Genomic DNA, 18,655 nt, shown 5'->3' with positions numbered 1-18,655 from the left:
CGTATGCGTACGACATTACAAAAATCAATAGTAGCGGTTCTTACCTTTGGGGGTGGGACCGCGCTTTTATTCCTCTTAACGTTTATACATATTAATCAAGGAAATGTATCGATACCAGCAGCAACGGTCATTGATGCTATTTTAAAGCCAACTGATACTTTAGCACATCACACGGTTCGGATTCTCAGGTTGCCACGTGCTATGATGGGAATCCTTGCTGGTGGAGCACTAGCGGTTGCGGGGGTTGTCTTGCAAACTGTGACAAAAAACCCGTTGTCCTCTGCAAGTACACTGGGTATCCATTCTGGAACGTATTTTGCAGTAGTAGCTAGTACTGTCTTTTTTCCAGTTGCTCTTTTTGGTAATGGGGTTGTTGTTGCTTTCCTAGGTGGAATAGGGACTTTTTTAATCGTGTTTATTTTATCTGGAGGAAATAGGGCATCTCCAGTTCGAATGGTTTTGGCTGGAATGATTGTCACATTTTTATTCTCCTCTTTGACAAGTGTTCTGCAAATTTTTTATGAAAATGAAACAGCTGGATTGTTTCTCTGGGGATCTGGGACATTGATCCAAAATGACTGGAGCGGTGTGCAATTTTCCTATCCGTTTGTAATTGTAGGTTTTGTTGTAATTTTAGCACTGTCATTTAAGCTAGATACCTTAACACTCGGCGATGATGTGGCAATTGCTTTAGGACAGAATGTGAATGTTGTTAAATTTACTTCCGTTGTAGCTGCGGTTTTGTTAACGTCTGTAACGGTAAGTGTTGTTGGTCCAATTGGGTTTGTCGGGCTAGTGGCACCACATATCATTAAGCTTATTGGGTACCGGAAGCATGTCCCACTTGTAATTGCCTCATTCATTTGGGGGGGAAACGTTCTATTGATGGCCGATATTTTGGCAAGAATCATAGACCCTTCATTCTCGGAATTACCAGTCGGTGCGATAACGGCATTAATTGGCGCCCCATGGTTAATTTGGTTAGTTTTACGGATGAAAAAAACACAATACGGGGAAGAAAATACATCTGTGATCGCTGGAAAGATGACAGCGGGGATGCCACTCAGGGTTATTCTGCCAATTTTGGCCGGATTAATTGTCATCGTGTTGTTTGTAAATCTAGCTTCTGGTAATTATGGATTCGAACCTGTCCTTATGTACCAAGCTTTCTTTGGTGATACAAATGATTTTATGAAAAATTTAGTTCTAGATTTGCGGTTACCACGCGCGATTGTTGCCCTAACAAGTGGAATGATATTAGCGGTAAGTGGTTTAATTTTTCAAGGTGTCTTGCGGAACCCATTGGCTGATCCTTCTGTAATTGGAATTACGTCCGGGGCAGGAGTCGGCGCATTGCTAACGATGTTCGTGTTTGGTGTGTCAGCATTCTGGATACCGATTGGCGCAATGGTTGGTTCATTTGTATTCTTTATGGTGGTTATGCTGCTTGCGATTCGGGCAAAATTTCAGCCAACGATTTTGGCGTTGCTTGGAATTGGTGTGTCAGCATTTGGATCGGCGATTATCCAGATTCTCGTTGTTCAATCTGATTTAGGTGTTGCTGCAGCGTTAACTTGGTTATCAGGAACAACGTATGCCAAAGGATGGACAGAGTTTACTCATTATTTACTGTGGCCTATCGTAATTATTTTTCCATTGATTGGACTAAGGATTTCGATATTGGATACCTTATCTTTAGGTGACGATACTGCAAAAGGACTTGGTTTGCGAGTAATGTCTTCACGGTTCCAGTTAGCATTTTTAGCAACAATTTTGGCGGCATTTAGTGTAGCTGCTGTTGGTGCGATTGGCTTTATCGGGTTAATAGCACCGCATGTAGCGCGGCTAATAGTAGGGCCTTCTAATCGACGTTTATTGCCTGTCACGCTATTAATTGGTGGGTTGTTATTATTAGTTGCTGACTTATTTAGTCGTACGTTATTAGCACCAAATGAAATCCCATCAGGAATTATCGTCGCGATTATAGGAGCACCGTATTTCTTATGGTTGATGAAGAGAAGGTCATAGTTTAAAAAAACGAGCCATTACGATAAGTAACGCAGTGAAAAAGTCCTTCATCAGGCTGAAGAAGATCAAAAGAACATGAAAATGCAGAGGAAAAGACCTTCATCAAGCCAATGAAGAACAAAAGAACATGGAAATGCAGAGGAAAAGACCTTCATCAAGCCGATGAAGGTCAAAAGAACGCGGAAACGCAGAAGAAAAGTCCTTCATCATACCGATGAAGGACTTTAAACTGGTAAATGATGTTGTTATTAAAACTATCTGCTAGTTGATACTTTCTCCAAGGTAAGTGAACTACTTGCCTTTACGAGGCTTTAAAATCATCATGTTTGTTTCTGACGGATCCAGTTAATTAGTCCACCGTGCAAAACGATGTTAACTTGGCGTTCGGAAAGGGCATGACGAACATTAATCTTTCCTTCTTTTCCTTTAATCGTTACAGTAAATTCATTGCCATTTTTAATTTTATCCCGCAGGTCGGTAAATTCTAGGATATCTCCCTGAGTCAACATATTGAAATCCTCTTCATCTGTGAATACCAATGGAACGACGCCAAAGTTGACAAGGTTTTGCCAATGGATGCGGGCGAAATCTTTAACGATGACAACGCGGAGCCCTAGGTACCTAGGAGCAAGTGCTGCATGTTCGCGGCTTGAACCTTGACCATAGTTATATCCGCCTATGATAGCGTGGCCTCCAGTATCCTTACTTTTCATTCCGCGATCATAATAGGTTGGGTCAATTGCTTCAAATGTAAACTTACTGATTTCTGGAAGATTACTACGGAATGGTAACACGCGAGCCCCACCAGCTAGTATTCCATCTGTAGACATGTTATCGCCAACACTTAGTAAAATTGGAATTTTTAGCTCGTTTGGCAATGCGTCCATTTCTGGAATGGAAACGATATTTGGACCTTTCACAAGTTCTGTTTTTTGTGCATCATCATAAGATAATGGCTTATCTAATAAACGGTCATCCACGGTTGATTCGTCTGGATCCTTGATTTTGGGATAGTTAAAATCAAGTGTTCGTGGGTCGGTGATTTTCCCAGTCAAGGCTGACGCTGCGGCTGTTTCTGGACTACATAAGTAAACACTATCTTCTTTTGTACCTGATCGGCCTGGGAAGTTACGTGGTGTTGTACGTAGACTATTTCTACCAGTTGCAGGCGCTTGTCCCATACCAATACATCCATTACAACCTGCTTGGTGGAGACGAGCTCCAGCTTGCAATAGACTTGCGATATGCATTTCTTTTACAAGGTTTGTGAGCATTTGTCTTGAGGTTGGATTGATGTCAAATGATAAACTATCAGCTATTTGGCGATCTTTTACAATTTCAGCTGCTATAGCAAAATCACGAAATCCTGGATTTGCTGAAGATCCGATGTACGATTGATAAATTGGCGTATCCTTTAGTTCGCTTGCAGGGACAACATTACCTGGACTAGAAGGTTTTGCTACTAACGGCACTAATTCGGAAAGGTTTATTGTATCATGAAGATCATATGTTGCCCCTTTGTCTGCCTTCAGCTCAATCCAGTCGTCTGCACGGTTTTGTTGTTTTAAAAAACGTTTGACTTCCTTATCAGATGGGAATACAGTAGCGGTTGCTCCAAGCTCAGCCCCCATGTTTGCGATAACATGACGATCCATTGCAGATAAGTTGTCAAGGCCAGATCCATAGTACTCAATAATTTTACCTACGCCACCTTTTACATCATAACGGCGTAACAATTCAAAAATAACGTCTTTTGCACTAACCCAATCAGGAAGCTTACCAGTTATCTCAACTCCCATAACTTCAGGCATCTTAATGTAAATTGGTTCACCTGTAATTGCCATTGCGACATCAATACCACCGGCTCCAATTGCGAGCATTCCCATACAGCCATTCGCACATGTATGACTATCAGAGCCAAGTAACGTCTTTCCAGGCTTTGCTAAGCGTTGCATGTGGATTGGATGACTTACCCCGTTTCCAGGACGGCTATAATACATTCCAAACCGACGTGTAGCACTTTCTAGAAATAAATGGTCATCAGGGTTTTTACTGTCGACCTGAATTAAGTTGTGATCAACATATTGTGCAGAAGCTTCAGTTTTGGCATAGTCTAATCCCATTGCTTCAAGCTCCAGCATAACCATTGTTCCAGTTGCATCCTGTGTTAACGTTTGATCAATTTTAAGTCCAATTTCTTCACCTTTTTCAATTGTTCCTGAAACCAAGTGATCCTTGATTAATTTTTGCGCGACATTTAACGGCACAATGTTACCTCCTCTTTTTCAAAAAATATTGCTACTATCATGATAGCTTTTCACTGTTACAAAAAATCATGCGTATAACTCTAAAGCTATGCTAAAATTTGGATATTTTGACCCTATTTAATCATTACCTCAAAACTACTATATTCAAACAGGAATTAGAAAATATAAAAAGGCTCTACTTTTTAAAAAGTAGAGCCTTTCATGCTTCTAACAGCACTTATGCTTGTTTAATCGCTTCAATTTCGATATTAATTTTTACTTCGTCTCCTACCATTACGCCACCAGTTTCAAGTGCAGCGTTCCAGGTAAGGCCAAATTCTTTACGGCTAATTTTAGTTGAACCACTGAAACCAGCTACTTCGTTACCCCATGGATCTTTTCCAGAACCTTCATATTCAACGTCAAATGTCACAAGATTCTTTGTTCCTTTGATAGTTAAGTCACCAGTCACATCGTAATTGTTACCAGATTTCTTTTTAATATCAGTAGCTACAAATGTCATTTTTGGATGATTTTCTGCATCAAAAAAGTCTGCTGAACGTAAGTGATCATCACGATCTTTCTTGCGAGTATCAATACTATTGATGTCTACAGTAAATTCAACTTTTGCATCTTCAAGATTGTCTGGGTCGGCTTCGATTACCGCTTCAAAGTCGTTAAATGCACCTTTTGCCTTTGAAATCATCATATGTTTAACTACGAATTCTAATGAACTGTGTGCTGTATCAACGTTCCAATTTACTTTTGCCATTTCAATTACCTCCATGTTATTAATTGTGTGTTGGTTACTTTTCGATACCTAGTATATAATGATTAGAATGTGTTGTCAAGTAATTTATTAATAGCAGCTAGTATTAATCTACCCTGTTCATTTTTAAATAAACAAGAACATGAAAAGTGGTACGATGTATCTAATAAGATTGTACAGTAGAGGTGAAAATTATGAGCCAATTATGTATTATCCCATGTGGGAAAAAGAAAATATGGGATAAGGAGCCAAATCGAGGTGCTACACAAGTTAAGGATACGTACATTGGAACATTCCATACATTATGCCGTAACTACGCATTGCAGTTTACCGATCAATGGGTAGTTTTGTCGGCAAAACACGGCTTTTTAATGCCAGAGGATATAGTTGATGAGAATTATGATGTGACATTTAATCAAAAAGAGAAGGAAATTATCACGCTTGAGCGATTACAACATCAAGTGAAGGCAAAACGCCTTGATCAAGTTGAAGAACTTATCATTTTGACAGGTAAAAAATATAAAAAGGTAATAGAAGGTAGCTTTGATGATAGGATGCCTATGAAGTTTCCGCTTGAAGCTTACAATGGCATGGGTTATATGCAACAAGCGTTAAAGAAAGCTGTAGAAAATAATATTCCGATACATTGATTTTAGAGAGTGCTCGAGAGCATATATCTGTTGTGCATTTAAAAACTTCTGCCACCTTTTTTTAAGAACTATCGATTGTAGAGGTAGAACTTATTAAAGGAGGAAATTGAGATGAAGCCATTACTAATTATTGATCCAGGACATGGGGGAAAGGATCCTGGCGGTGGGTCAAACAGATTTTGGAAGGAAAAGGATTTAAATTTGAAGATATCTTTATACCAGTACAATCGGTATAAGCAATTAGGAATACCCGTTTCATTAACAAGGCAATCAGATGTAACACTTACACCAGAAGTGAGAACACGAATTGTACGCAATAGCGGGGCGACGTTTTGCCACTCCAACCATATAAATGCTGGCGGTGGAGATGGGGCTGAAATTATTCACTCTATATATGGTGGGAAAGAAATGTCTAGTAAAATAGCAGCGGAAATGAAAGCTGCTGGACAGAATATTAGACGAGTTTTCACTCGGAAGTTGCCAGTGAATTCTAACCTGGATTTTTATTTCATGAACAGAAATACAGGAACGGTCACAACATCGATTATTGAGTATGGTTTTGCTGATTCAAAAAAGGATGATATTCGTCAGTTACAAACACAGTGGGAAACCTATGCTGAAGCGGTAGTGAAAGGATTTTGTTTGTTCACTGGAAACGATTATTTTTTGCCAAGCGTAAAGGATGAAAAGTTGCAAGCTAAGTCAGCGAAAATTCTAAGACTACCTGAAAGTGCTGGTTCATGGCGCGTGTATCCATTAGATAGAAGTCCTGTCAAAGGCAATGAAAAAGGATTCCTTAGGCCCTCTAAATTTAATGGACTCGAATACAAAGTTCTTGGAAGTCCCTTAAAACACGTTTATACAATCACTACCCGCGATTTTGGAAAGGTGAACATATATGCACATCCGGAAACTGGAGCAACATTTAAATAAAAAATGGTGTAACTATTCAAAATCATCGTTATAATAGAATTAGAATTTTTATTTACACGAGGAGAGATTGTATGGAAAAAACGTATGAACTAACATGGGATTTAGATATTATTTTCAAGGGTGGTAGTAACTCAAAACAGTTCGACTCCTATTTGCAAGAGATTAAGGCTTCAATGGAACAACTTTTAGATTCCGTACAACAATTTAATCCGACTAGTGTCAGTGCAGACACGTTGGTTGCTATTGTTGATCGATTTGAGGTTACGATGAAAAAATTACGGGAAGCGTTTGCTTACATAAGCTGTTTGAGTGCGCAAGATGTAAAAGACGCAAAGGCTAGTATGTTAGTTGGGAAGCGCAGTGAGCTTAAAGCGGAAATGGATGCAATCCGTACGAATCTTGATCAAAAATTAGTGCAAATAGATGATGGAAAATGGGATGAACTTTTAACACACTCGACACTTAACGAGGTTTCGTTTGTATTAAATGAGAATAGAAACAAAGCTAAAGAACAACTATCTGTAGATCAAGAAGTATTAATGAATGATTTAGCTGTAGATGGCTATCATGGTTGGAGTCAAATGTATGATGCGTTAGTTGGAAATATGAGTGTTGAACTTGAAATAGATGGGGAGCACAAGTCCTATTCAGTCGGCCAGGCGTCCAATAAATTAAGCAATCCCGATCGCTCTGTTCGCGAACATGTTGCAGCACAGATTGACAAGGCGTGGAATGCTAATTCAGATTTATTTGGGCAAACACTCAATCATCTAGCTGGATTTCGTTTACAAAAATATAAGCACCGTAAATGGGATTCTGTTTTGAAAGAACCGCTTGAAATCAATCGTATGAAAAAAGAGACCCTTGATGCTATGTGGAAGGCAATTACCGATTACAAGCAACCGTTTGTGAAGTTTTTACAGAGAAAGGCCGAATTGTTAGGGCGTGAAAAGCTAAGCATGTTTGATATTGGTGCTCCTCTTTCTGATTCTGTAACGACAAATACTTTTTCAGAGGGTGCCGATTTTATTGTCAAACATTTTCGCACGTTCAGTCCCAAAATGGCGGACTTTGCACAAATGGCGTTTGATAAGCGGTGGATTGAAGCAGAAGATCGTGCTGGAAAAAGGCCTGGTGGATTTTGTACAAGCTTTCCAGATAGTGAACAAACACGAATTTTCATGACGTATTCAGGTACTTCATCAAACGTTGCAACATTAGCCCATGAGCTTGGCCATGCTTACCATCAGCATGTGATGAATGATATTCATGGTTTAAATCAAGGATACGCGATGAATGTTGCAGAAACGGCTTCCACCTTTGCAGAGATGATTGTAGCAGATGCATCTGTTAAGCATGCAAAGGATGCTAAGGAAAAATTGTCATTATTAGAGGATAAAGTACAACGGGGTGTAGCATTTTTTATGAACATTCATGCTAGATTTTTGTTCGAAAACCGTTTTTATGAAGAACGAGAGCAAGGCATGGTTTCCGTTAAGCGATTAAATGAGTTGATGGTAGAAGCGCAAAAAGAAGCGTATTGCGATGCTATTGATGATTATGATGAGAACTTCTGGGCTTCTAAGCTGCATTTCCATATTACTGGTGTGCCATTTTATAACTTCCCGTACACGTTTGGTTATTTATTTAGTCTTGGGCTTTATGCAAATGCATTAGAATCAGACGAAGACTTTGAAGACGACTATATTGCGTTATTGCGCGATACTGGGCAAATGAATGTCGAGGATCTGGCGGCAAAACATTTAAACATTGATCTAACGAAACCTGATTTCTGGGAGAATGCGATGAAGCTATGTGTTAAAGACGTTGAGGAGTTTCTTGAGTTATCCTAGTAAATTAGTATTGTTAAACTGATAGTTATTCGTTATAATAATTGTAATGAAAAAGGCAATATAAAAAGCCTACAGGGGGAGCCGTTTGGCTGAGAGTGAACAAGTATTGTTCAGACCCTTTGAACCTGTTAGTTAATACTAGCGTAGGGATCGTGACTTTTTTGATGGATAAAAGCAATGTGTAAGGATTCCCCATCAGGAAACTTCCCCTAGGCATTGCTTTTTTGTTGGATAAAAATAGGGGAGGTAATAGTTTTGCGGTCAAAAAAGATTTTATTTTTAATTGAGGTATCCATTTTTACAGCATTAGCACTCGTATTGGATCTTGCTCCATTTTTGTCTTTTAAAATATGGGCACAGGGTGGATCGATTTCACTTGCGATGATCCCAGTCTTTATTGTTGCATTTCGGTGGGGTATCAAAGGTGGCTTGTTGTCTGGATTCTTGTGGGGAGTTTTGCAGGTGGCAACAGGTACAGCCTATATTTTAACTCCAATTCAAGGAATCTTGGATTATGGGATTGCTTTCACTGTTATAGGATTTGCTGGAATCTTTGCAAATAAAGTTCAAAAAGCTGTTAAAGACGGTCATACAAAAGAATACTTAACATATATCATGTTTGGTGTATTGCTAGCTTCAAGCCTACGTTTTATTGCTCATTATAGTGCGGGTGTTGTCTTTTTCGAATCTGCAATCGATGGGCAAACGGTCTGGATGTATTCGTTACTATATAATATTTCTTACATGGTACCATCATTTATTATTTGTACCATCGCTGTGTTCTTTTTGTTCCACAAACAGCCAAGAACATTGTTGAACGCAGCTTAGTAAGTCGCTCAGCAAATGACAGCTTTGATTCTTATCAAGGCTGTCATTTTTGAAGAGCAAAGTATAAAGTTTTGGCGATTATCTGTCCAACGCAAGCGCCTAGACACTAAGGGACATAAGCAGTTCGCTTCCGCGCGGGCAGAGCACCCACACTGCACCGATCTGCTTATGCTTGTCGTGTCTTTCAAGGCGCTTGCGCTTTTCTGATATACTGTCTATAAGAGGTGATGATATGCGAGAGTTAATTGGCGTGTGCCAATCATGTGGTAACAATGTGTATTGTGAGAATGGATTTTTTGATGGATATCAAGAAAATGGTAAGCTTTTATGTGACGAGTGTGCAGATAAACTAGATAATGAGAATGGATAGGCAGCCTTTTAATAGGGCTGTCTTTTTGTATGGTAACTGCTACGTGCTGATGAAACTGTAAAAGTTACTGATGATTGCCTTAAAGTGGCTGATGACCATTCAGTAGTTGCTGGTGAACTGGCTAAAGATGCTGATGACTTCAATTGGGGTCACAACAAATAATAGAATATGTACCACCCATAAAATCGAGAGCTTTCTTTCACCCAATCCTGTAAAAATGCATAGGTTATAGCACATTCAAAAATAAAGGGTGTGAGAAAGGAAGTAGAAGTATGGAGTTAACCGTTTCACATTGGTTATATGGATTATTCACGTTAATAATTATTGGAACCATGATTTTCAAGAAGGGTGTTGTACTTCCCACCTTGCTTGGAACGTTCGTAATCGCATGGGTATATAAAGGGAACTTGGTTGATGGATTCACCGCAATTTTCAATGCTAACCTTGTTGCAGCAACGGAACTATTTAGTATCTTCCTAATCATTACATTTATGATGGCACTACTTCATGCCTTGCGAGATCTTGGGGCGGATCGTCGGATGATTCAACCTATTCAAAAGATGATGGTCAATGGCCATGTATCGTTTTTCGTTTTAATCGGGGTAACGTATGTTATCTCGTTATTCTTCTGGCCGACCCCCGCTGTACCACTTATCTGTGCGTTGTTGGTTCCTGCAGCCGTACGAGCGGGTCTTCCTGCAATGACAGCCGCAGTAGCAATTGCTTTAGCTGGGCAAGGAATGGCACTTTCGTCTGATTATATTGTACAGGTAGCACCAAGTTTATCAGCAAAATCAGCTGGTATCAGTACAGCAGCAGTAGCCGATACAGCGTTAATTTTATCACTGATTACTGGTGGTGTAGCCATTCTTTTGGCTTATCTCATGTATCGCAAGACAATTCGTAAAAAGGACAGTCCGCTAATTGAAGCAGATTTGGCGAGGTTGGAAACAGAAACAGAATCAACAAACAAGCCCCATGGTTCCCATTTATCAACATGGAGTAAAGTGTTTGCAATAGTAGTCCCGGTATCCTTGTTGGCGGTAGTTATTTATATGATCTCAACGAAATTAACGTCTGGTCGTATGAGTGGATTTGAAGGTGGTGGAGGGGCTGCCTTCATTGGTGGCGTTGCCGTAATCTTATTACTGCTTGCGACGGTTGCATTTGGCAAACATCACGCATTAGATTATGTCAGTAACCATATTACAGAAGGATTTATTTTTGCCTTCAAAGCGATGGGGCCAGTAATTCCGATCGCAGGGTTTTTCTTTTTAGGGAGTGCAGATTTTGCTGGAAGTATTCTTGGAATTGACGAAAATCCTCCTGCCTTTTTGTTTGATATTGTCCAGTCTGTTCAACAGTATCTGCCACAAAGTGCTTTATTAGCTGGGTTTAGTGTATTAATTATCGGTATTATAACTGGGCTAGATGGATCCGGATTTTCAGGACTACCGTTAACTGGTGCACTAGCTGCTTCCCTTAATAATGGTTCGATTGATACAGAAACACTTGCAGCAATAGGTCAAATGGGTGCCATTTGGACTGGTGGTGGAACACTTGTTGCATGGTCTTCTTTAATCGCCATCGCTGGTTTCTGCGGTGTATCTGTCATGGATTTAGTGCGAAAAAACTTTATTCCAGTTATAACAGGGTTACTCATATCCACGTTGGTTGCGATCTTTTTACTTTAAATGTGCGTTCAAAAAGGTGGCAAATTAGAAACAAGAAGTTCAAGGCGCGAAGATTTTGAGGACCGGAAAAACTGCGCAACGAAGAAATTCGCCGTTTATCATTTGGTGACTTTTTGAACTTCCTTTTTAAATCTGAGGCATATATTTAGAAATATAGGGTAATCATTAGTAGAAGAAATTTTTTACTGGAGGTTACTTTATTTATGTCGAAACAAACAAGCTCGATTGTACAAGAATCATTAAACGCACTATATGATGACGAATCATTTTTACCAGATTTGCAAGATGGGATTAGAGAAAAGGCTTTTACCTCTTTAGTATCCATTCTCTCCACACCAAACCATGTTAACAAATCATTCTTACGGGTTACTCTTGAAAATGATAAGGTAGTACGTATACCTGCATTCCGTGTGCAACACAACAATATTTTAGGACCATACAAAGGTGGTATTCGATTTCACGAGTCTGTTAATGAAGAGGAAGTTATTAATCTATCTTCATTAATGACACTGAAAAATGCACTCCATCATGTTCCGTTTGGTGGCGGAAAGGGTGGTGTCGCGATTAACCCGCGTGAATTTGAAACCAAAGAATTAAATTTAATTTGTAAGAAATATGTCCAATACTTTAGTGAAATTTTGGGGCCTGATAAAGATATACCAGCGCCAGATGTTGGAACAAGTGAACGTGAAATGGACTGGATGATGGGCGAGTACAAGAGTATTCGTCCTGGTAGTAGATATCGTGGAAGCTTTACGGGTAAAAGCGTTGTGAACGGAGGGTCATTAGGACGTAGAGAAGCAACTGGTAGAGGTGTTTATTATACATTCCGCTATTTGCTTCATAATTTTGTTTCAGAACAACGAAAGTGGCTTGAAGAACGGGAAAATATTTTTGCCAAAACAGCTCTCGATCATAGCGGGAAAGACTTAACAATGGCCGTACAGGGTTTTGGAAATGTTGGATCAATTGCAGCAATCGAGGCGTATAGATGTAATTATTTAAATAACAAAGTCGTCGCAGTGAGTGACCGTAATGTAACATTATATAATTCGGACGGTCTTGATATTCCTGCATTAATCAAGGTGTCTGAGTCTAATAATGGTGACTTACCTACAAGTGAAGAACAGCTTGCAAATGCAGAGGTTAAGGCCACTATTAAGGATCGAGATGATATATTAAGTCTTGACACAGATGTTTTGATTTTGGCGGCGCTTGAAGATCAAGTACATGCGGATAATGTTCATGACGTCAAAGCGCGCATTATTGTCGAAGGTGCCAATTCGCCTGTAACCGCTGAAGCAGATCAAATTTTAAGTGATAATGGCACCATTATTGTCCCGGACATTTTGGCTAATGCTGGCGGTGTAATTGTTTCTTATTATGAGTGGATTCAGGGAAGAGACACACAATTTTACACAGAAGAAGAGGTCTATACGAAACAATTTGCCAAGATGAAAGAAACATTTGATACGATTTTGCCGCAATTTTTTGGTGACCCACACCCATTACGTCAAAATTGTTATATTTATGCGGTCTCCAAGCTATCGACTGTTTTATACCGTCAAGGAAAACTTTATTAAATATAATGCAAAAAAGTACTTCCTTATCATGGAAGTGCTTTTTTATTTTGTGGTATAATAATATAAAAATTCAGTGAATGATTTAAGTGCTAGAAAATTTCTAAGATTGGGAGTAGAATTTTGGAGAAAAACACAATCGATAACCAATATGAGTGACGGGGATAATGATATAAAATAAGAGGGGGAAATTCTGTGCAAGATCAAGAACATATCATTGTTACAATTAATGGAGCAGAATACTTAGCAAAGCCTGGACAAAACTTATTAGACTTAATCAATACAACAGCTGAGTCGGTTCCGCAAATTTGCTATAACGAGTCACTTGGACCTATTCAAACCTGTGATACATGTATGGTAGAGGTAGGCGGGGAAATGACACGTGCTTGTGGTATGACAATTGAAACAAGCATGAATGTAAACACTACCATCGATTATGTGAAGTCTGCCCAAAAAGAAGCATTAGACACAATTTTGGAAAAGCATGAACTGTATTGTACAGTTTGCGACTATAACAACGAAACGTGCGAGATTCATAATACAGTGGCGGAATTTGGTTTAGAACATCAATCCAAGCCATTCAAATCAAAGGAATATGAAATAGATAATTCAGGGTCGTTTTATCGGTATGACCCAGATCAATGTATCCTTTGTGGCCGGTGTGTGGAGGTTTGTCAGGATGTAGAGGTAAACGAAACGCTACTAATTGACTGGGACCGGGAACAACCACGTGTTGTCTGGGATAACGACGTACCGATTGATCAATCATCCTGTGTTAGTTGCGGACAATGTGCAACTGTTTGTCCATGTAATGCAATAATGGAAAAAGACATGATCGGTGAAGCGGGCTATATGACAGATCATAAACCAGGATTATTGCGTTCAATGATTGACTTGACGAAAAAAGCGGAACCGGGATATGGTCCGTTATTTGCCGTTTCTGATACCGAGGCATCGATGCGGGAAGAACGTATTGAAAAGACGAAAACGGTTTGTACATACTGTGGTGTTGGTTGCACGTTTGATGTTTGGACTAAAGACCGTAAAATACTAAAGGTTGTACCACAACAGCATTCACCAGCGAATGGGATTTCTACTTGTATCAAGGGGAAGTTCGGTTGGGATTATGTGAATTCAGAAGAGCGTATCACTAAACCGTTAATCCGTCGGGGTGACCAATTTGAAGAGGTTGAGTGGGATGAGGCCATTTCGTATATCACAAAACGTATTACCGACATTAAGGATGAACATGGCCCAGATGCATTAGGGTTTATTTCATCCTCAAAAGCAACCAACGAAGAATCTTACTTAATGCAAAAGCTAGCACGCCAGGTAATCGGCACGAATAATATTGATAACTGTTCCCGTTATTGCCAAGCACCAGCTACGAAAGGACTATTTCGCACGGTTGGTCATGGTGGTGATTCTGGTTCCATCAATGATATTGCTGAAGCAGAAATGGTAATTACGATTGGATCGAATACGGCTGAATCACATCCAGTGCTTGCATCGCGAATTAAGCGTTCACAAAAGCTATTTGGACAAAAATTATTTGTATTCGATTTACGAAAACATGAAATGGCAGAGCGAGCGGATCGTTTTTTTCAACCTAAGAGTGGAACAGACCTGGTATGGCTATCTGCTGTTACTAAATACATTATCGATCAAGGCCTTGAAAATCGTCCGTTTATCGATCAGTGGGTTAACGATTTTGAAGCATATAAAGAAAGCCTTGAAAAGTTCACTTTAGCGTATGCTGAAAAGATTACCGGCATTTCTCAGGAAACATTAATTGAAATAGCTAAACAGGTTGTGAGCGTTGACAAAGTAGCAATATGTTGGGCAATGGGAGTTACACAGCATCAATTGGGCAGTGACACTAGTACGGCAATCTCGAATCTACTATTAGTGACAGGAAACTACATGCGAAGCGGAACTGGTGCATACCCATTGCGGGGCCATAATAATGTTCAAGGCTGTAGTGATTTTGGTAGTATGCCAGATTTCTTCCCTGGCTATGAAAAGGTTTCTGATAATAATGCTAGGAAAAAATATGAGAATGCTTGGAATGTGGAATTATCTAGTGAGCCTGGAAAAGACAATCACCAAATGATTCATGCAATACATGGAGGCAAATTGCGTGGATTATATGTTATTGGTGAAGATACTGGGATAGTAGATTCAAATATTAATTATGTAACCGATGCATTTAAAAAGCTTGATTTCTTTATCGTTCAGGATTTATTTTTGACCAAAACGTGTGAATATGCCGATGTTGTATTACCAGCAGTACCAAGTCTTGAAAAAGAAGGGACTTTTACCAATACTGAGCGTCGAATTCAACGACTCTATCAAGCACTTGATCCTCTCGGGGATTCAATGCCGGACTGGCAGATTCTCATGGGAATTGCAAAAGAATTAGGCTATGACTGGGGATATAAGCATCCATCGGAAATCATGGATGAATCAGCAGCGCTCGCTCCATTGTTTGCTGGTGTAAATTATGATTTGCTAACGGAATATAATAGTTTGCAATGGCCTGTAGCAGCGGATGGTACGGATACACCATTATTATATACGGATGGGTTTCCGTTTGAGGATAAGAAGGCTAAATTATTTCCTGTAGGATTTGATCTGGATTATGGCATGAATGAGGAATACGATTTGCACGTGAATAATGGTAGATTGCTAGAGCATTTCCATGAGGGAAACATGACCTATAAATCAAAAGGAATTTCAAGAAAAACACCAAATGCATTTATTGAAGTATCCTCTGAGTTAGCAAAAAAGCGGGGTATTGAGGAAGGTGCAAAAGTAAAATTAACATCTGTTGCGGGCTATGCGACTGGAATTGTCCATATAACGGATCGAGTACGTGGAAAAGAACTTTTTATACCACTCAATGATAATGGGAAATCAGCCATAAACTATTTAACAGATAACACCGTAGATAAGGAAACGAATACTCCTGCATACAAGGAAATTGCAGTTAAAATGGAGGTTTTAAAGAAAAAAGGAAAAAGTCCACTTCCATTCAATAATCATAGACGTGGTAATCGCCAGCCACAAATGGGAGTTCGTGTCGACCGAAAATGGGAACGTGATGACTATACTTTTCCGGGAAGCAAGGTGAAGCAAGATGGCTAATCCAATAACAAAAATTAAAAAAATAGAAATTCCAGATGATGTTGTTCATGAACAAAACCTGGAAGAGGTCGCAAGGGCAGTTAGTGAAAATAAAGATGCCATTTTGAAAGGCATTGATTTTTTAAGCACCATAAATGATAATGGCATGCTTGACATGACGCATTCATTAGTAAAACAAAAAGAAACTGCACTTGACAATGTTATGCGTGAATTGAATAAACCACAATACTCCGCGACACTAGAAAATGTAAGTAGTCTCTTTTTATTAATCGGGGAATTAAATGTAGAAGAACTAAAACATTTTACTGGAAAACTTAACGATGGATTAGAAAAATCACGCACATTTGATGAATCCGAAAAGACATCTTATCTGGACTTAATTAAAGCATTAAAAGATCCAGAAATAAATCGTAGTGTAACAATGCTTTTGCAATTTTTGCGAGGAATGGGAAAAGAGTAATATCAGGAGGTTAACTTATATTCCATTTGTCCAGTGTTATTGGCGGATATCTCGAAATAACTACGATATACTTTCCAGGGCGCATCTTGATCTAGCTGGTAGAAGTTGGTACTAATCATAATTGTCTTCACATAAGTTTTAATAGAGGTTGTTCAAAAAGTCCGGTAAAAATGACGCATCGAATTTCTTCGTTAGCTTGCTTTTCCGTTCCTCACGTATTAATAGCATACGTTCCGGTACTCAAAGCTACGCTGCCTCGAACTTCTCGGTCCTTTTTATCCTCCTTTTTGAACAGTTTTAATAGGTATGTTTCTATTAATTTTCTAAGGGAGGTAAAGATTTTGAATGCTATATTAGTTGCTATTATTGGTCTTATTGTGTTTGCTTTGGGTTATCGTTACTATTCAAAATTTGTCGCGGAGAAGATTTTTCGATTAGACCCTAATTATGTAACTCCTGCACATAAATATGAAGATGGGGTGGATTTTGTACCTACAAATAAATTTGTTTTATGGGGGCATCACTTTTCATCGGTAGCCGGTGCAGCTCCTATAGTTGGACCTGCTATAGCAGTTTATTGGGGTTGGCTTCCTGCATTCTTATGGGTAATATTAGGAACTGTATTTGCAGCGGGTGTGCATGACTTTGGTACACTTGTGCTTTCTGTACGGAACAAAGGACAATCAGTAGGAACGCTGGCACATAGGCTAATAGGTCAACGCGCAAAAGTATTATTCCTATTTATTATACTTATTCTTGTATTAATGGTAAACGCTGTATTCGCTTGGGTAATTGCAAATTTATTTATTTCTTATCCAGCTAGCGTTATTCCAATTTTTATTCAAATTCCTTTAGCGATATGGATAGGATTCGCGGTTTATAAAAGAAAACAAAAAATGTTGATTCCGTCATTACTTGCACTTGCTGTAATGTACATCACCGCTGTCGTCGCCAGTAAAGTAGACTTCATGCAAATTGATTTAGTTCAATACATGGGTGGTGAAGGTGGAGCAGGGCTATTTGGACTTGGTGCCGTATCAACCGCATTCTTTATTTGGATTATTATCTTGATGGTCTATGTTTATATTGCCTCTACTTTACCAGTATGGAAGCTTTTACAGCCACGTGATTTTATAAATTCTCATCAACTGGTTGTAGGCTTAGCTATAATGTATTTAGGTTTGCTTTTCACAAACCCTGAGATTACAGCTCCAATTACGAATGTGGATACTGATACTTCTTGGTTCCCGTTACTGTTTATAACGATTGCCTGTGGTGCGATTTCAGGTTTCCATGGCCTTGTATCGTCTGGTACGTCGTCCAAACAATTAAATAAAGAAACGGATGCACGACTAGTTGGGTACTTTGGTGCTGTAGGTGAAGGTGTTTTGGCGCTAATTTCAATAATCGCTGTTGTAACATTCTTCCCAAGTAAAGAAGAATTCCTCGCAACGTACAGTAGTTTCGCTGCTTCTAGTGGATCAGGTCTTGGCGTATTTGTTGAAGGTGCTAGTAGGTTGGCAACAGGACTGATGATTCCACCAGAAGTTGCGACAACGATTGTATCAATTATTATCATTAGTTTTGCTGCAACATCACTCGATACTTCTGTTCGGTTAATGCGTTATATTATTGCAGAACTTGGTGTTGAATATAAGATGCCTGCATTATCTAAGACACATGTGGCAACTTCTATAGCAGTCGTAGCCAGTGCGGCATTAGTTTTACTACCAGAGGGACCAAAAGGCTTTGGGTCAGGCGGCTATCTACTATGGCCATTATTCGGTACCTCCAATCAATTACTTGCTGGAATCAGTTTATTATTAATTTCGATTTGGTTAAAACGACTAGGACGAAATTATTTAATCACATTAATACCAATGATTTTTGTTCTATTCATGACTTTGCTTGCTATGTTCCAACAAGTAGTTTTTGAATGGTCCTGGTTCGGATCAAACTCCAATACGCTCTTGTTTGTCTTTGGTGCCGTCATATTTGTCTTTGCTGTATGGATCATTTTAACGGCTTTCTCAACCTTGACGAAAAATATAGATGATTCTAAAACGATAAAATAAGGTATAGGGGACAGTCCCCCAT

General features: G+C 39.2%; 13 protein-coding genes and 1 riboswitch. Of the genes, 11 read left to right on the top strand and 2 right to left on the bottom strand.

Going from position 1 to position 18,655, the window contains the following annotated elements; genetic code table 11:
• Positions 1-3 precede the first annotated feature (3 nt).
• Positions 4-2,028, top strand: a complete 2,025-nt coding sequence (locus tag CFK40_RS13520) for an iron ABC transporter permease (RefSeq protein ID WP_089532809.1) — start codon at positions 4-6, stop codon at positions 2,026-2,028.
• Positions 2,029-2,348: 320 nt separating this feature from the next.
• On the opposite strand, the gene CFK40_RS13515 is transcribed toward CFK40_RS13520, so the two are convergent.
• Together CFK40_RS13515 and CFK40_RS13510 are read right to left on the bottom strand one after the other, a co-directional pair.
• Positions 2,349-4,295, bottom strand: a complete 1,947-nt coding sequence (locus tag CFK40_RS13515) for an aconitate hydratase (protein ID WP_089532808.1) — start codon at positions 4,293-4,295, stop codon at positions 2,349-2,351.
• Positions 4,296-4,512: 217 nt separating this feature from the next.
• Positions 4,513-5,046, bottom strand: a complete 534-nt coding sequence (locus CFK40_RS13510; protein WP_089532807.1) for a YceI family protein — start codon at positions 5,044-5,046, stop codon at positions 4,513-4,515.
• Between the two features lie 191 nt (positions 5,047-5,237).
• On the opposite strand from CFK40_RS13510, the gene CFK40_RS13505 reads away from it, so the two are divergent.
• The 10 genes from CFK40_RS13505 (at position 5,238) to CFK40_RS13465 (ending at position 18,633) form a co-directional block, all read left to right on the top strand.
• Complete coding sequence (locus tag CFK40_RS13505) at positions 5,238-5,693, top strand: DUF6884 domain-containing protein (protein WP_089532806.1); 456 nt, start codon at positions 5,238-5,240, stop codon at positions 5,691-5,693.
• Between the two features lie 111 nt (positions 5,694-5,804).
• The gene (locus CFK40_RS13500) at positions 5,805-6,626 is read left to right on the top strand and encodes an N-acetylmuramoyl-L-alanine amidase (protein WP_089532805.1); all 822 of its coding nucleotides are present in this window, start codon (positions 5,805-5,807) and stop codon (positions 6,624-6,626) included.
• Between the two features lie 71 nt (positions 6,627-6,697).
• Entirely contained in the window at positions 6,698-8,479 is a 1,782-nt protein-coding gene (locus CFK40_RS13495; RefSeq protein ID WP_089532804.1) for a M3 family oligoendopeptidase, read from the top strand.
• A gap of 64 nt (positions 8,480-8,543) precedes the next feature.
• A riboswitch (TPP riboswitch) is annotated at positions 8,544-8,647 on the top strand.
• Between the two features lie 87 nt (positions 8,648-8,734).
• Positions 8,735-9,307, top strand: a complete 573-nt coding sequence (gene thiT, locus CFK40_RS13490) for an energy-coupled thiamine transporter ThiT (protein WP_089532803.1) — start codon at positions 8,735-8,737, stop codon at positions 9,305-9,307.
• Positions 9,308-9,539: 232 nt separating this feature from the next.
• Positions 9,540-9,677 (top strand): hypothetical protein, encoded by a 138-nt coding sequence (locus CFK40_RS21125; RefSeq protein ID WP_168927233.1) that lies wholly within the window; start codon positions 9,540-9,542, stop codon positions 9,675-9,677.
• Between the two features lie 272 nt (positions 9,678-9,949).
• Positions 9,950-11,371 carry a hypothetical protein gene (locus CFK40_RS13485; protein ID WP_089532802.1) on the top strand — a complete coding sequence of 474 codons (1,422 nt, stop codon included), beginning with the start codon at positions 9,950-9,952 and terminating at the stop codon, positions 11,369-11,371.
• 203 nt (positions 11,372-11,574) lie between these two features.
• On the top strand, positions 11,575-12,954 hold the full coding sequence (locus tag CFK40_RS13480) for a Glu/Leu/Phe/Val family dehydrogenase (RefSeq protein WP_089532801.1): 1,380 nt from the start codon (positions 11,575-11,577) through the stop codon (positions 12,952-12,954).
• 192 nt (positions 12,955-13,146) lie between these two features.
• Entirely contained in the window at positions 13,147-16,098 is a 2,952-nt protein-coding gene (gene fdhF / locus CFK40_RS13475; RefSeq protein ID WP_089532800.1) for a formate dehydrogenase subunit alpha, read from the top strand.
• Positions 16,091-16,558: a helical membrane plugin domain-containing protein gene (locus CFK40_RS13470; protein ID WP_089532799.1), complete on the top strand. Its 468-nt coding sequence runs from the start codon at positions 16,091-16,093 to the stop codon at positions 16,556-16,558. Before fdhF ends, CFK40_RS13470 begins: the two co-directional genes overlap by 8 nt.
• Positions 16,559-16,899: 341 nt before the next feature.
• The gene (locus CFK40_RS13465; RefSeq protein WP_089532798.1) at positions 16,900-18,633 is read left to right on the top strand and encodes a carbon starvation CstA family protein; all 1,734 of its coding nucleotides are present in this window, start codon (positions 16,900-16,902) and stop codon (positions 18,631-18,633) included.
• Positions 18,634-18,655 lie beyond the last annotated feature (22 nt).

The organism is Virgibacillus necropolis (assembly GCF_002224365.1).
GTDB lineage: Bacteria > Bacillota > Bacilli > Bacillales > Amphibacillaceae > Virgibacillus_F > Virgibacillus_F necropolis.
Note: the sequence above shows the minus strand (reverse complement) of the source record. Positions and strands in the feature narration are given on the sequence as shown.

Coding starts and splice junctions, on each gene's coding strand:
- CFK40_RS13520 (WP_089532809.1), top strand. CDS start 4: ATGCGTACGACATTACAAAAATCAATAGTAGCGGTTCTTACCTTTGGG.
- CFK40_RS13510 (WP_089532807.1), bottom strand. CDS start 5,046: ATGGCAAAAGTAAATTGGAACGTTGATACAGCACACAGTTCATTAGAA.
- CFK40_RS13505 (WP_089532806.1), top strand. CDS start 5,238: ATGAGCCAATTATGTATTATCCCATGTGGGAAAAAGAAAATATGGGAT.
- CFK40_RS13500 (WP_089532805.1), top strand. CDS start 5,805: ATGAAGCCATTACTAATTATTGATCCAGGACATGGGGGAAAGGATCCT.
- CFK40_RS13495 (WP_089532804.1), top strand. CDS start 6,698: ATGGAAAAAACGTATGAACTAACATGGGATTTAGATATTATTTTCAAG.
- CFK40_RS21125 (WP_168927233.1), top strand. CDS start 9,540: ATGCGAGAGTTAATTGGCGTGTGCCAATCATGTGGTAACAATGTGTAT.
- CFK40_RS13485 (WP_089532802.1), top strand. CDS start 9,950: ATGGAGTTAACCGTTTCACATTGGTTATATGGATTATTCACGTTAATA.
- CFK40_RS13480 (WP_089532801.1), top strand. CDS start 11,575: ATGTCGAAACAAACAAGCTCGATTGTACAAGAATCATTAAACGCACTA.
- CFK40_RS13470 (WP_089532799.1), top strand. CDS start 16,091: ATGGCTAATCCAATAACAAAAATTAAAAAAATAGAAATTCCAGATGAT.